The organism is Streptococcus pseudopneumoniae (assembly GCF_001073085.1).
Lineage (GTDB): Bacteria > Bacillota > Bacilli > Lactobacillales > Streptococcaceae > Streptococcus > Streptococcus pseudopneumoniae_M.
Genome location: NZ_JVFV01000027.1, coordinates 48,206 through 63,405 on the forward strand (window position 1 = coordinate 48,206; position 15,200 = coordinate 63,405).

At 39.8% G+C, this 15,200-nt stretch carries 15 protein-coding genes and 1 pseudogene; 10 read left to right on the forward strand and 6 right to left on the reverse strand.

Annotated elements, in window-relative coordinates:
• Positions 1-34 precede the first annotated feature (34 nt).
• From sdaAB to ADH90_RS05640, 3 genes are read left to right on the forward strand one after another with little or no spacing between them, the layout of a single operon-like run.
• Positions 35-706: an L-serine ammonia-lyase, iron-sulfur-dependent subunit beta gene (gene sdaAB, locus ADH90_RS05630; protein WP_049530305.1), complete on the forward strand. Its 672-nt coding sequence runs from the start codon at positions 35-37 to the stop codon at positions 704-706.
• 8 nt (positions 707-714) lie between these two features.
• Complete coding sequence (gene sdaAA, locus ADH90_RS05635; protein WP_049530306.1) at positions 715-1,587, forward strand: L-serine ammonia-lyase, iron-sulfur-dependent, subunit alpha; 873 nt, start codon at positions 715-717, stop codon at positions 1,585-1,587.
• 23 nt (positions 1,588-1,610) lie between these two features.
• Entirely contained in the window at positions 1,611-2,252 is a 642-nt protein-coding gene (locus ADH90_RS05640; protein WP_049530307.1) for an HAD hydrolase-like protein, read from the forward strand.
• Positions 2,253-2,338: 86 nt separating this feature from the next.
• Here ADH90_RS05640 and ADH90_RS11805 read toward each other — a convergent pair.
• The 4 genes and pseudogenes from ADH90_RS11805 to ADH90_RS05660 form a co-directional block, all read right to left on the reverse strand.
• Positions 2,339-2,754: pseudogene (locus tag ADH90_RS11805) on the reverse strand (DUF805 domain-containing protein).
• A 151-nt stretch (positions 2,755-2,905) separates the two neighbouring features.
• Complete coding sequence (locus ADH90_RS05650; RefSeq protein WP_049530308.1) at positions 2,906-3,331, reverse strand: DUF805 domain-containing protein; 426 nt, start codon at positions 3,329-3,331, stop codon at positions 2,906-2,908.
• Between the two features lie 260 nt (positions 3,332-3,591).
• Positions 3,592-5,442 (reverse strand): nucleoside-diphosphate sugar epimerase/dehydratase, encoded by a 1,851-nt coding sequence (locus tag ADH90_RS05655; RefSeq protein WP_049530309.1) that lies wholly within the window; start codon positions 5,440-5,442, stop codon positions 3,592-3,594.
• 69 nt (positions 5,443-5,511) lie between these two features.
• Positions 5,512-6,312 carry a glycosyltransferase gene (locus ADH90_RS05660; protein WP_414717259.1) on the reverse strand — a complete coding sequence of 267 codons (801 nt, stop codon included), beginning with the start codon at positions 6,310-6,312 and terminating at the stop codon, positions 5,512-5,514.
• 249 nt (positions 6,313-6,561) lie between these two features.
• Between ADH90_RS05660 and ADH90_RS05665 the strand changes: the two genes are divergently transcribed.
• From ADH90_RS05665 to ADH90_RS05695, 7 genes are all read left to right on the forward strand, one after another.
• Complete coding sequence (locus ADH90_RS05665) at positions 6,562-7,728, forward strand: CynX/NimT family MFS transporter (RefSeq protein WP_049530311.1); 1,167 nt, start codon at positions 6,562-6,564, stop codon at positions 7,726-7,728.
• Positions 7,729-8,078: 350 nt separating this feature from the next.
• The gene (locus ADH90_RS05670; protein ID WP_049530312.1) at positions 8,079-9,575 is read left to right on the forward strand and encodes a hypothetical protein; all 1,497 of its coding nucleotides are present in this window, start codon (positions 8,079-8,081) and stop codon (positions 9,573-9,575) included.
• A 41-nt stretch (positions 9,576-9,616) separates the two neighbouring features.
• A complete protein-coding gene (locus ADH90_RS05675; protein WP_049530314.1) occupies positions 9,617-10,042 on the forward strand; it encodes a hypothetical protein in 426 nt (141 codons plus the stop codon).
• A 172-nt stretch (positions 10,043-10,214) separates the two neighbouring features.
• A complete protein-coding gene (locus ADH90_RS05680; RefSeq protein WP_000273853.1) occupies positions 10,215-10,541 on the forward strand; it encodes a PadR family transcriptional regulator in 327 nt (108 codons plus the stop codon).
• Complete coding sequence (locus ADH90_RS05685) at positions 10,528-11,121, forward strand: DUF1700 domain-containing protein (protein WP_049530316.1); 594 nt, start codon at positions 10,528-10,530, stop codon at positions 11,119-11,121. The genes ADH90_RS05680 and ADH90_RS05685 overlap by 14 nt, the downstream gene beginning before the upstream one ends.
• Positions 11,114-12,022: a DUF4097 family beta strand repeat-containing protein gene (locus ADH90_RS05690; RefSeq protein WP_049530317.1), complete on the forward strand. Its 909-nt coding sequence runs from the start codon at positions 11,114-11,116 to the stop codon at positions 12,020-12,022. Before ADH90_RS05685 ends, ADH90_RS05690 begins: the two co-directional genes overlap by 8 nt.
• A gap of 88 nt (positions 12,023-12,110) precedes the next feature.
• The gene (locus ADH90_RS05695) at positions 12,111-13,070 is read left to right on the forward strand and encodes a DUF6574 domain-containing protein (protein WP_049530318.1); all 960 of its coding nucleotides are present in this window, start codon (positions 12,111-12,113) and stop codon (positions 13,068-13,070) included.
• 156 nt (positions 13,071-13,226) lie between these two features.
• Here ADH90_RS05695 and ADH90_RS05700 read toward each other — a convergent pair whose 3' ends face one another.
• Entirely contained in the window at positions 13,227-14,084 is an 858-nt protein-coding gene (locus tag ADH90_RS05700; RefSeq protein WP_049530319.1) for a DUF4299 family protein, read from the reverse strand.
• 124 nt (positions 14,085-14,208) lie between these two features.
• The gene (locus ADH90_RS05705; protein ID WP_049530321.1) at positions 14,209-15,195 is read right to left on the reverse strand and encodes a rhodanese-related sulfurtransferase; all 987 of its coding nucleotides are present in this window, start codon (positions 15,193-15,195) and stop codon (positions 14,209-14,211) included.
• Positions 15,196-15,200 lie beyond the last annotated feature (5 nt).

Sequence of the window (15,200 nt, forward strand, 5' to 3'; positions counted from 1 at the left end):
TAATAGAGTTAAGAATCTTTTTAAGGGGAAACAGATGCAATCACTTCGTTTTCAATCTGTCTTTGATATCATTGGACCAGTCATGATTGGCCCATCTAGTAGTCACACGGCAGGAGCTGTTCGTATCGGTAAAATCGTCTCTTCTATCTTTGACGATACTCCAACCGAGGTTGAGTTCCAGCTTTTTAATTCTTTTGCAAAAACCTATCGCGGGCATGGAACTGACCTAGCCCTTGTCGCTGGAATCTTGGGAATGGACACAGATGATCCAGAAATTCCAAATAGTTTAGAAATCGCCCACAAGCGTGGCATCAAAATAGTCTGGACTATCCAGAAAGACAGTAACGCCCCTCACCCAAATACTACGAAAATCACTGTTAAGAATGAGAACAAGACCATCAGTGTGACAGGAATTTCAATCGGCGGTGGTAACATCCAGGTGACAGAGCTTAATGGTTTTGCCGTATCCCTTAACATGAATACTCCTACCATCATCATCGTTCATCAAGATGTTCCAGGTATGATTGCTCACGTAACAGAGGCCCTCTCTCGCTTTAACATTAACATCGCCCAAATGAATGTAACCCGAGAAAAAGCTGGCGAGAAAGCCATTATGATTATCGAAGTTGATAGTCGCAACTGTGAAGAATCTATCGAAGAGATTCGCAAAATTCCTCATCTGCATAATGTCAACTTCTTTCAATAGGAGAAAATATGTTTTACTCTATCAAAGAATTAGTCCAACAAGCCGAACTTGGTTTTCAAGGCAATGTTGCTGAACTCATGATTACGACCGAGTTTGAGCTAACCGGTCGTGAACGTGAAGAAGTTCTCCTTCTCATGGAGCGCAACCTTGAAGTCATGAAGGCTTCTGTAGAACTCGGACTTAGCGAGAAGAAATCTCGTAGCGGTTTGACAGGTGGAGATGCTGCCAAGCTTGACCACTACATCAAAAAAGGAAAGACCCTATCAGACTTCACTGTCTTGTCTGCCGCCCGTAATGCTATCGCCGTTAATGAACACAATGCCAAGATGGGACTGGTTTGTGCGACACCGACCGCAGGTAGCGCAGGTTGTCTTCCCGCAATTCTCACATCTGCTATTCAAAAACTCAATCTAACTCATGAACAACAACTAGACTTCTTATTCGCTGCAGGTGCTTTTGGACTCGTGATTGCTAACAACGCTTCTATCTCGGGAGCCGAAGGTGGCTGCCAGGCCGAAGTCGGTTCAGCTTCAGCCATGAGTGCCGCTGCCCTAACTCTAGCTGCAGGTGGAACACCTTATCAGGCCAGCCAGGCTATCGCCTTCGTTATCAAAAATATGCTCGGCCTAATCTGTGACCCCGTTGCAGGTTTGGTTGAAGTTCCTTGTGTCAAGCGGAATGCCATGGGAGCCAGCTTCGCCTTCATCGCAGCCGATATGGCTCTGGCTGGTATTGAATCCAAAATTCCAGTTGATGAGGTCATTGACGCCATGTATCAAGTAGGATCTAGCCTACCAACTGCCTTTCGTGAAACTGCTGAAGGGGGGCTCGCTGCCACACCTACAGGTCGTCGCCTTCAAAAAGAAATCTTCGGCGAATAATTTCAAAATAACTAGGAGAGTATATGTCATCAATTTCCGCTATTTTTTTCGATTTAGATGGAACACTTGTGGATAGTTCTATCGGAATTCACAATGGTTTCACCTATACCTTTGACCAACTTGGAATTTCTAGTCCTGGTGCCAAAACCATCCGTGGTTTTATGGGACCTCCTTTGGAAACTAGTTTCGCTAGTTGTCTCCCTACAGATCAAATTGAGACAGCTATCCAGCTTTATCGTTTCTACTATAAAGAAAAGGGAGTTTACGAAGCCCAGCTCTTTCCACAAATCAAAGACCTGCTAACTGAACTAGCTCAACAATACCCACTCTATATCACTACTACGAAGAATACACCAACTGCAATTGATATGACAAGCAACTTTGAGATCAATCAATTCTTTGATGGTATCTATGGTTCTAACCCTCAAGCACTGCACAAGGCAGATGTTATTCGTCAAGCTTTAACAACACATGATTTAGCTCCAGAAAAAGTGGTTATTGTTGGAGATACCAAGTTTGATATGATTGGCGCCCAAGAAACTGGCATTAAAAAACTAGCAGTGACTTGGGGATTCGGTGACGAGAAAGAACTCCTAACCTATCAACCTGACTGGGTTGCTCACCACCCGGCAGACATTTTACAGCATCTACAATTAAAACGTTAAACAAAAGACTCCCAGCCTAAAAGTTAGGTTTGGGAGCTTTTTGTCTGATCTTAATGAGGAGAATGACACTCCCCGTATTCGTCCAATTATTCAAAGGGGGTAGCTTCTTCGTTTTCAACTTCTTTAGGTCTATTGATTGTTACTATTTCTACTTCCTTACTTGGTATCGCTAGCAGAACTAATAGAGCAAAACGTCCGACCATTGGAACAAAGTGAAGGAAGATAAAGGCCCAGTGGAAACCTCCATCACGCAAACGTCGAATCTTTAACGCTAAAGTAGCAACAAAAAGAGTAGAGCCAAAATGGCATAAATACTAACAACCAATATAACTAAAGTAAAGTTCAGAGAAGGACCTTGGTTTATCTCTTTATTGAAGATAAGGATATACAGGGGTAGGAACAAGATATGATTCATCAGCCAAACCCACCAATACTCTGGACGTGTTGAGCGTCCTACAAACTCTACATAACCTTTCAAAAGATTTATATAAGCCCTAAACAAGATATTTCTCCTTTTTAACAACTGTATACTATAAAGCAGCCTCATTGTTCTAAAACACTCCCAAATCTATTTTAGATATGGGAGTGTTAGATATTTGCCTAACAATATAAAGAAAACTCTAAAACAGTTTCACTTGCAAAACCTAAACTTCTTAGTTTTTGTCTGATTCTTCGAATGGTGAAACTTCTACAACTTCTTCAGTTTCATTGATGGTCACTACTTCTACTTGTTTCGTTGGCATAGCTAACAAAACTAAAAGAGCAAGAGGTCCAACCATGGGAATAAAAATGATAAAGATTAGAGCCCAGTGGAAACCAGCATCACGTAGTCGACGAACTGTCAATGCAAGTCCAGGTAAGAAAAGTGCTATACCGAAAATCATATAGATAATAGCAATTCCACCCAAAGCCACTAGAGCACTCTCATTTCGTGGATTAGCTATAGCATTTCCGTATGTGAAGAAGAAAGGAATATAAAGAATCATATTTCCTAGCCAAATCCACCAATATTCTGAGCGTGTTGAACGGCCTGTAAAATCTACATAACCTTTAAAGAAATTCTTATATGCGTTAATCATAAGTTACTCCCAAATTTTTTAATTCATACTCCATGAAAATTGAAAAACAAATCAGAAAGTCAGTTATAAACCATATCTAAGTACAGTAAAACAACACAGACCTTATTTACTTTGATTTTCAAATAGTATAAATTTAGTTTACCATAAATGTTCAACAATAACAAGTTCGTATAAAAATCGGTAAAGGACCATTCGTTATCATAAAAGGTATGATTCCACTTGCTTTTAACATGAAGATAGGAATCATACCTTTTTCTTTTTTAATGAGTGTGAGTTGTTTCATTTGCAAAACCAATAATGGCTTGCTTCAACTCTGAACCTTGCAAGATACGGAATTCTTCAATCTTTTGATCTATAACTTCAAGTGGCATGACATTAACTTTACCAACAAAAATCTTATCCATGACTTGATTATCAACCAATTCAGTAGATACCAACAACTCCTCATAGAGTTTCTCACCTGGACGGATTCCCACTTCTACAATTGGAATTTCATTTTCAGTACGTCCACTGAGAAGAACCATTTTCTTGGCCAAATCATAAATCTTAACTGGTTTGCCCATATCAAGGATAAAAACTTCTCCATCTTTAGCATAAGCTCCTGCATGGATCACTAAACGGCTAGCTTCTGGAATGGTCATAAAGTAACGAGTCATACGGAAGTCTGTCACAGTCACTGGACCACCCTCTGCAATCTGACGCTCAAAGACTGGAATCACACTACCACGGCTACCAAGAACATTCCCAAAACGAACCGCACAATAGGTAGACTGGCTACGTTGGTTAAATCCTGTAACAATCAACTCTGCCACACGTTTGGTAGCTCCCATAACATTTGGTGGATTAACAGCCTTATCTGTCGAAATCATGACCATCTTCGGTACCTTAGCGGCGTCAACTGCCTTGGCAACATTGTAAGTTCCGAGGATATTATTCTTAAAGGCTTCTTTTGGATTACGTTCCATCATTGGCACGTGCTTATGGGCAGCAGCATGGTAAACAATGGCTGGTTGGTACTGCTCAAATACTTGAAGCAAGCGATCGTAGTCTTGGATGTCTGCAATCACAGGAACATAGTCAATTCCTTGGAAGCTACGAATCAATTCATGATAGATCAGATAAATGGAGTTTTCCCCATGCCCCAAGAGAACCACGCGCTCTGGATTAAAGCGACTAACCTGACGGCAAATCTCAGACCCGATAGAACCTCCTGCACCTGTCACTAAGATGGTTTTTCCAGTAATTTCTGAGCCTAGGCGTGACTCATCTAGTTGAATTTCTTTACGTCCCAAAAGGTCCGTAATATCGATTTTTTGGAAACCACCTACCTGAGGATGCAATCCTTGTACAACCGACTCAATCTTGGGCATCTTATAACACTTCAAGCCAAGTTGGTTACACATTTTTAGGATACGCTCATACTCGGATGGATCAAGAGAAGGAATCGCAACGATAACTTTTTCAATCTGATGACGTTTTGAGAGTTCTGGTAACTGTTCATAAGATCCTAAGACTGGGATTCCTCCTAGTTTTTGACCTTTTTTCTTTTCATCATTGTCCAAAATACCCACTAACTCAAGATCACTCGTAGGATGCTGGTAGCTGTTCATAAAGAGAGCTCCACCGTCTCCCGCACCAATCAAGAAGGTACGACGATGTTCCCCTTCTCCATCACTCTTTTTACGTCTAGAATAGATCAACTGCCAAGTGATACGAGGGAAGAGAATCAAGAAGGTTGTCAACAAGATAAAGAGGACAATAAAGCGCACAGAGAAAAGTGGCAAGAAGGCATAACAAAGAAGATAAGACAAGACACTACTGACACTTACTCCGATGAATATCTTCATAAAGTCTGTGATTTTGCTATAGCGACTAATACTAGCATTGAGCCCCCAGAATCCAATCATGATTTGATAGAAAAGGAAGGTCAAACTTGTATAGATGACATAGTCCACAGGAGCTGGATTGATCAATCCATAAAACAAGATATAAGAAACAATGATTGAGGAAATCATGCTGGCAGCATCAAAAATCCCCCAAAAGACTTGTTTTTGTTGTTTATTTAACACTTCAACCAGATCAATTACATAATCTGTCATTTTTTTATTCATGTGAATGGTATCCTCCTACACAAAGTCACATTTTCTAGTAATTACAAGATGTTTTTTTAAACTGATGAGCTATTTGCTTTTTCTCAATAGTTTTAAAAATATAAACTGTCGCAAAAAGCCTGGACATAGGGCAACGACAACTTGGATTAAAACACTTTTCAGATATTCACCATAAGAAATCTGTCCACGCGCATGCATTCTTTGACGTGCTTGGCGATAGAGTTTGAGATAACGAAGACCACCACGGCGTTCAAACATCCCCGCTCCCACGCGCACCTTACAAAGAATCTGATCCACATTTCCAGTTCGAGCACCAGCGCTAATCATATTGAGCCAAAGGAGATCATCTTCCATATAAAGGCCATCTTCATAGTTGCCTGCTTTTAAAACCATCTCTTTTTTGAACATGACCGTCATGTGATTGAAGGCACTTCTCATGCGTTGGTAGGCGATAATCTCTTCGTGCTTGATAGGAACGCGACGATAGGACACTATTTCATCAGGTTGGTCAATAAATTCTGCGATATGACCTCCCAGCAAGTCCAAGTTTTCCTTTTCCATCAAGTCAAACTGTTGTTCGAAACGGTCTTCAACTGCAATATCATCTGTATCCATACGAGCAATGACGTCATATTGGCACTGTAAGACACCGTACTGAAGCGCCAAACCTAAGCCGCGATTTTGCTCAAGCGGACAACGTTTGATTGGAATACTTGACTGTGCTGCCAACTTTTCCAACACTTGATATAGTTCAGGTGTCAGTGGACCGTCTTCAACGATAACCACTTCACTAGGTTTGAGCGTTTGATGTAAGATACTTTTTACAGCCTCTTCCAAAAAGACAGGATTTTCTTTGATGTAGACTGACATTAAGACGCTAAATTTCCTATTTTCAGACACAGTTTTTCTCCAATTTATATATTTTCTTTCACTATTTTATCACAAATTTCCTGACTTTCCTATTTTTATTTGAATCCCAGAAAAAAACTAGTAAACAACTCGTCCTTCTTTACTTTTATTTAGTTTAAGTAAAACACCGAATCTCCCTGCTCTAGCTTGACATCTCTTAGAAAAAAACTTAAAATAAGCTGTTATCAAAATCAGTTTATTGAGGTTCACATGAAAAAACGATCACTCTTTTTTATTCTAGGAATTATCTTAATAGGAGCGGTCTTAAGAGCTCCTTTTACGGCCTTACCGACTATTTTAGGAGATATTGCTCAAGGTTTAGGAGTTGAGGTCAGCTCACTTGGAGTTTTGACCAGCCTTCCTCTCTTAATGTTTGCTCTTTTCTCCTCTTTTGCGACCCGTTTGGCTCAAAAGATTGGACTTGAGCACCTTTTTACCTATAGTCTCCTTGTCTTGACAATCGGTTCAGTGATTCGCATCTTCAATCTTCCTCTACTCTATCTGGGAACTTTACTCATCGGAGCAAGTATCGCTATTTTTAACGTACTCCTTCCTAGCGCCATTCAGGCCAACTATCCACAAAAGATTAGTCTCCTAACGACGGTTTATGTGACTTCCATGGGAATCGCAACAGCTCTTGCTTCCTATCTCTCTGTTCCCATTACTCAGGCGACATCTTGGAAAGGCTTGATCCTCTGCCTATCCTTTGTCTGCCTACTCACTTTAGCTGTCTGGTTCCCCAATCATCGTCACAATCATTTTCTAGAAGGACATGAGAAAAAACAAAAGAAAGAGAACATTCTAAAAGACAAGAACGTTTGGGCTATTATTGTATTCGGTGGACTCCAATCCCTACTCTTTTATACCAGTATGACCTGGTTACCAACCATGGCCATCAGTGCTGGACTATCTCATACGGACGCTGGTCTTCTGGCTTCTATCTTTTCACTGATTAGTATTCCCTTCTCGATGACCATTCCAAGTTTAACAACTCGTTTGTCCAATCGTCACCGTCAAATCATGCTGACAGTCATCTCTCTCGCTGGAATGCTTGGAATTGCTATGCTTCTATACCCGAGCAATAACTTCCTCTACTGGCTGGTAATCCACCTCTTAATTGGTACAGCCTGTAGTGCTCTCTTTCCTTATCTCATGGTTTGCTTCTCTATTAAAACAAGCTCTCCTGAAAAAACGGCCCAATTATCTGGACTTGCCCAGACCGGTGGTTACATCCTAGCAGCATTTGGACCAACTCTGTTTGGCTATAGTTTTGACATATTTCAATCCTGGGTCCCAGCTGTAATGGCTCTCCTCATCATTGATATCATCATGACAATCTCCCTCTTTATGGTAGATAAAACTAAGAAAATCCTCTAAAAAGGTTTTAGAATTTACCACAGATAAACATACTTTTCAAGCCAGACTGAGTCTGGTTTTTTTGGATCTTCACAACATTTTAAAAAGTATAGATTTACCAAGCATACTGCTGTTCCTACGCGCAAAAATGGTATAATAAAGCTAGGAAAGCTCCGGTTACAATTTATTAGGAGTAACACTATTTGAGTACATAAAAGATTATTACTTTGGGAATTGATAGTTGATGCGATGCTAAAGTAGAAATTATAAACGTCTGCATTTATGATTGTTTTAATGCCATTAAGTAATTTTGATTGGATAAAAAATCTCGATTAACCAAAGACCATTGAATCATGTAAGGAGAAATTTGTATGCCAGCAAAAGCAGGGGACGTCTATTGTGTTTACAATTTCCATCTAAAAAAATACACAGCTTGTCAGATAACCAAGATAGAAGAGGGGGAGAAAAAGCCGCAGGCTGTCCTACTGTCTTTAGACTGGTCAGGAAAACAACCTCTTAGAGAAGAAGAACTATCTTCTTTGAAGCCACTCTATATAGATTTTATGTACTGGGAAAGAAACTTACATCTTAGTAATGTTGATATTCATGTACCGTCACATTATATTTTTATTGGTAATACAACACCATTAACAACTGAAAGCACCAATACTTATGCTATGTTTTGGGGAAATGGTTACGATATTTATAGGCAACTGAAATGGCAAGAAATACCAAAAGAAAAAAGAGATTTATTTAAGAAAGCAGATAAAAGCCAGGAAAGAGTTTCATTTGCAGGAAATGAGTGTCGTATCTCTAAACACAATATCAATGACGAGTGGACGCCTTTTGAAGACGCATTAGAATTAAAGGTCTTTCCTTGTTTATCTAAGTTGGCATTAACGAGATGGCACAAAAATTTATATAAGTATTTGCAGTCAACTCCTTTTATTACAGAACTAGTTCTTGAAAATCATGGACAAACAAAACTGGATTTTTCTAAGACATCCATACATCGGCTTTCCATTGATTTGACAGGCGTAGAGGAACTTAGACTGAACGATGATTTGGAGGAGCTAGTCTTATTAGGAGACATGAGCGACAATTGTCAGATACTTGTAAAAGACCATGGAGCCAGCTTACGATTACACCTTGACAACTCTCTACCCAAGGTGCTGGGATTAAAAGATTTAGGAGCTATCCATTGTTCAAACATCCTCGAAATAGACTTTGCACAAATCTTGAATAACTATCCAAATCTTAGGGAATTGAGATTGTGGGGGAAACCTGGTAATATTCTTAATTTCCATAAATTATCAGAGTTAAAAGAATTAATCAATTTTTCAACTGTTGATTTGTTTGGTTTTACTGCAGAGGATATCCCCAAACCAGAAGATTTACCTCAATTAAGCATGTTTTGGATGAGTAGCTTACCAGAAGATGCAGCTAAAGTAGCCAAAAAATATTATAAAAAACAGCAGGACAAGGGACTGAATCTTTGGATAACAAAACCGAGGAAAGCTGAATGGCTAGCCCAAAACCTAGATAATCCATTTCGCTCATGGGATGGACAAGAGAATATTTCAACAGCAAACGCAAAAAAAGCAGCCTCTTTATATAGAAAAACTAGATCAAGCCTTATAAAGCTTCTAGAAAACCCCAATGAGAACACTATGAAAAACGTAGAAGTTCTCATAAGAGAGTATACTCAAGGTTTCAATAAAATGGACAAGCGTAACTGTTTTATTGAAACAATCGAGAGAGAGGATATCTATGATGCTCTGGTCGAGATCTTAGATTTACTACCTGAAGATTTAGGGATGGACAAAGAAAAATTTATAGAAATCTTTGATGAGCTAAAGGATTTTTAAATGAGAAGCCTTTCTAGTTCATTCCTGAAACGGAGATTATCATGACTAACTTTATACAGACTATCACAGTAGAAAATCGGCAGGTCGACAAAGAAAATTACTTTACAATTGGCTACTCTCCTGAGATAGAAAAATCTTTACTGTGTGTTTATATTTCTTGGATTGCTGGTTACGAACGCTATTACGAGTTAGATGACGGAGATTTGGCTCTCTTTGAAAGCAAACGAGAAGCATTTCTCAAAAAATATGAAAAAGAAATCAAGGCTTATCGGACTGAAAGATTGATTGGTTCTGGGGCTCTGAGGGATTACAATTTCAGATCTTTGCCTAAGAATATCCTAGAAAACTTGGATAGCTATCCTCCATTTAACGGATATGTCTATCAAAACGGCATCCTCTGTGCTAGAATCAAGATTGAAGACAAGTATTTTTATCTTCCGCCCATTTATGATAAGGATTACAGATAAGCATTGCCTCAAAGTAATGCAAAACAGCCTCCAATCTTCTAGTTTTTACTAGGAGATTTTTATATATAAAAATTTTATACATATTGCTTGACAAGGCTTACAAATAGATGTATGATGTATGTGTAGAATAATTATATATAAAATTTTTACATACTAAAAAAGGAGGTGCCCCATGTATTTTCCAACATCATCGGCCTTGATTGAATTTCTCATCTTGGCCATCCTAGAACAAGGGGATTCCTATGGTTATGAGATCAGCCAAACCATTAAACTCATTGCCAAAATAAAGGAATCCACCCTCTACCCCATCTTGAAAAAACTGGATACCAACCGCTATCTGACTACATACTCTCGTGAATACCAAGGTCGGATGCGCAAATACTACTCCTTGACAGAAATCGGAGAGGAGCAACTCTTTGTCCTTCGAGAAGAATGGACACTCTACACTGACACGATCAATGGCATCATAGAAGGGAGCATTCGCCATGACAAGAACTGAATATTTGAATCAGCTTGAAGCCTATCTGATGAAGCTTCCTCAATCTGATCGCATCGAAGCCATGGACTACTTCAAAGAACTCTTTGATGATGCTGGTCCAGAAGGTGAGGAAGACCTAATAGCTAGCCTGGGAAGTCCAAAAGAAGCTGCCCATGATGTCCTGACTACACTTCTTGATAAGAAAATCAACGAAGAAAATTCCAGTAAGAACGACCGCCATATTTTACGCATCGCTCTACTAGCCCTTCTTGCAGCGCCTATCGGAATTCCGGTCGGAATTGCTCTTCTCATGGCTATCATCGGCATTTTTATCGCCGCTGTCAGCGTACTTATTGCCTTCTTTGCTGTATCCGCAGCTGGAATGGTTCTCGGAGCTGTTCTCCTATTTGAAAGCTTCTACATTCTGGCTGAATCTACATCTGCTTTTGTGCTGATTTTTGGTGGTGGTTTACTGGCGATCGGAGCTTCATCCCTAGTCTTACTAGCCACTTCTTACGTAACACGTTTCTTTGGATTACTAGTCCTTCGACTCATCCAATGGATTCTTAATAGAGGAAAGAGAGGTGAAAGACATGCGTAAATGGACAAAAGGATTTCTTATCTTTGGTGTTGTTACTAGTATCATTGGTTTTTCCATGATGATCATCGGTATCCAAACAGATGGTGTCAGAAGCCTCCTTGCAATGTCTCAAAATCCAGTATTTGAAAGTCGAATGGAAGAACTCGTTTTTGATCAAGATATTGAAAATCTAAACATCTCACTAACAGAACATTCGCTAGTCATTACGGAGTCAAACGATGATAAGATTCACCTTCAGTATCACCCGACCATCTCTGAAAAAGAAAATCTTCAACACTCTATCAAAGAGAAAAGTCTTGAAATAACTGACACCAAGTCAACTACACGTCGCTCTATAGGTTCTAGTATCGAAGGTATTCTCTTTATCGCAAGCGGAATTTCTAGCCGCAATGATGAAGTTGTTCTCTCATTACCAAGAGGAAAAGACTTAAAAAATCTAACTGCCCAGGTAAACCGTCGTATCCTTTCAATTGCTAATGCAAAACTCAGCAATGCCAAGATTCTGTCAAATGGCTATCTTCTTCGTATCACTGATAGCGAGATTAAAAATAGCCAACTGATCACAACTGGCATTGTCAATGTATTTGAAACCAGTCTAACAGATAGCCGTATCCAAGCAGACCATCAACATATCAAGGCAGACGATATCCAAGTGCATGGTCGAGTGGAATTCGAGGCAAGAAAAGATATCTCACTCGAGTTATCTCAAAAGGAACTTGATCGAATCAATGTTGAGTTTTCTGCTGAACATGGTGATATCTATCGTTGGCATCGAGACAGACGTGACATACCTACGGGAGGTAGTAAAGGTGAAGCATTAGCGAACCCTTACAAAACAGAAAAAAAAGATACGCAAGATCTCCTCGTCGCAAAATCGAATCAAAGTATCTATTTCCCATAATAAGATCGCTTGCTTTCTTATAGAAATCATGAATAAAGACAACTAGTAGTTACTACTCAAAAATTAATCAAAAAAAGGGAGGTCTATTATGACTCAAGAATGGTTTGAAAGTGCTGATTTCGAAAAAACAGCCAACAATGATAAAAAAGATAGCCCATCCGACTCAGTTCTCCTTGAAGAAGATTCAGAGACAAGAGAAGAGGCGCCAGTAGTTGAGGAAAATCCTCAAGCCAATCCAGAAGATAAGGAAACTGTAGAGACTGAAGAGCTCGATGAAAAATTAGAAAAGATAGACGAGTCAGAAGAACCTGTTAAAGAAGCTTCTCAGAAAAGTCAATCTTTGACTAGCAAGTCTTTAGAAAGTCCGTTTCTACCAGATTCTGCATCTACAAAAACAGCAGTATTTGCAGTTTTCAAAGAAGAACTGGCTGATCAGTGGGTTTGGCTACTAGGTGCTCTGAAAGAGCCGACAGCTCGTTTTGATACAGATAAAAAACATAGTTATAATGCCTTTGCCCTGCTGACTATCTTTTCTGCTCTTAGTTTCTTCTGTGCGATTTATCATATCAAGCATGACTACTACGGCCATATGGCGGTTATCAACTCTCATGCCATCGAGCAGTTCCCTTCACTGAATCTCTTTTCTATCTTCTCCATCTTGGTAGCGACAAGCTTATTCTTCTTTTCTATCCTTATGGGTGGATTTGTAGTTAAACGTTTTGTCAATCAAGACAATGACTGGACACTGGAAAAATCCTTGCAAGAGTACAGCAGACTCTTCGCCCTTCCTCTCCTGCTCACAGGTATTGCGAGTTTCTTTGCCCTCTTTAATAGTCTACGCTTTGCGGCTCTTCTTTGCCTCATTAGCATTGGTCTGGTACTTCTTGCCAACCTCTATACCATCTCAAGACCAAGTAAAGATAGCCAAACCGACTCCTTCTATCGCCTTCTCTTGGCATTTCTAGTTAACGGTGGTATCCTATTTCTCTTTTTCCTAGCAGAAATGGCACTGGTTTTTGATTATCTACGAATTCTAGCTTTTATGTAAGATAAAGGTAGCGAGATAGAAAGATATTAGCTTTAGAGGCTCATTACTATAAAATTTTAAAAACAAAAAAAGCGAACAAGACAGAATTCTGATAATCAGAAAACTAATCTTGTTCGCTTTTTAACTTTATAGAAACTTTTGTCACAGATTCCTTATTTATCTATTTGCTAAAGCTTCAAAATCCTCTCCTGAAACAGGTCCTACTTCTACTTGGTTGGCATCCAAATCCTGACAAAGTTCCTTTGGAAGAACTTCTAAAAAGGCTTGGTAATCCAGTCTAGCTACCGCTTCATAGTCTTCAGGCTTAGAACCATCTCCAGAGATTTTCACCAGGTCAATCTCCCAGACAAGATCCTTACCAGCCAACTGCTCAACATAAGGTACAGGAACAACAGGACCTTTTGGCAAAATAGTCTTTACTCCTTGAGCCAGGTGGTAGATTCCATGAACCTTACCCTCACTATCTGGGTAGAATTTAGCACTTGCAGGATAAGCATCTGACCCTTGAACCCTCTTAACTAATTCTTCAAAACGTGCCAAGCCATCTTCTTCTAGGAAGCTATCTAAGTCCTTCTTATCAAAGTAAATAGTTGATAGAATTCCTTGGCAAAAGGCCAAACGAGCATCCTTATCAGCTAGATAGTTTTTAACAGTTTCTTGGAAATAGTCTTCCAAATCAAAGTCTGCCAAGCCTTCAACCGCTTCACCAACCTTGCTAGACAAAGCCCGCAAGAGCCCTTCTACAATCTCCCAGTCAGCTCTTGTAATCAAATCAGGAATGATTACTTGATAGCCGTTTTGAGAGTCAAGGTAGCGAACTTTAAAGAGAAACTGAGATTTTCCCACAACAGCACACTCGATATACTCAAGACGATTGAGAGGTTGACGGAGGTAAACAGCATCATAACTATGCGACTCTAGGCCTTCTACTAAGCCTAAAATTGATTTAGCTGTAAGAATCTCCTGTTGTCCTAAAATACTTTGTTTATTTGGAATAAAAAATGTCTTCACCATAATGGTCTCCTTTGAAATCGTTTACATATAGTATACACCATTTTCCTGAAAGATGCAGAAACAAATTTAAGATTTTTTGGTCAAAAGCATAGAAAAAACAGCCCTTTAGGACTGTTAATGTTTATTATACAACTTCAGAATGGTCTAGGCTCTCACCAATTGCTGCTAAATGCTCGATGACTTGATCTTGCGTCAATTCATGTTCTAAAACATAGCGATTACGTGGGTGAACACGGCACTCGTGTGAGCAACCACGGAGATATTTATCTTCGTTGTCTTCTGATGCCAAGATACGACGGTTACAGAAAGGATTTCCACAGTTGACATAGCGTTCACATGGTGTTCCATCAAACCAATCTTTCCCTACAATGGTTGGATTGACATGGTTGACATCGACTGCAATACGTTCATCAAAAACGTACATTTTCCCATCCCAAAGTTCCCCTTGAACTTCTGGGTCTTTACCGTAAGTTGCGATTCCTCCGTGCAATTGGCCAACATCTTTGTAGCCTTCACGGACCATCCAACCAGAGAATTTCTCACAGCGGACTCCACCTGTACAGTAAACTACGACGCGCTTGTCCATGAACTTTTCCTTGTTATCACGGACCCATTGTGGCAATTCACGGAAGTTGCGGATGTCAGGACGGATAGCCCCACGGAAGTGTCCAAGGTCGTACTCATAGTCATTACGAGTATCAAGGACCACTGTATCTTCGTCTAGGAGAGCTTCTTTGAATTCTTTTGGAGACAAGTAAGCACCTGTTGTTTCAAGTGGGTCGATGTCGTTGTCAAAGTTATCATCCTCTAAACCAAGGTGGACAATCTCTTTCTTGTAGCGAACAAACATCTTCTTGAAGGCTTGCTCACTTTCTTCGTCAATCTTGAACCAGAGGTCTTCCATACCTGGAAGGCTGTGAACGTAGTCCATGTATTTTTGCGTTGTTTCGTAGTCTCCAGAAACGGTTCCGTTGATCCCTTCGTCTGCCACTAGGATACGGCCCTTGAGGCCAATAGACTTACAGAAAGCTAAGTGGTCTGCAGCAAATTGTTCCGCGTTTTCGATTGGAACATATTTATAGTAAAGTAAAACTCGAATATCTTTTGACATAAGAT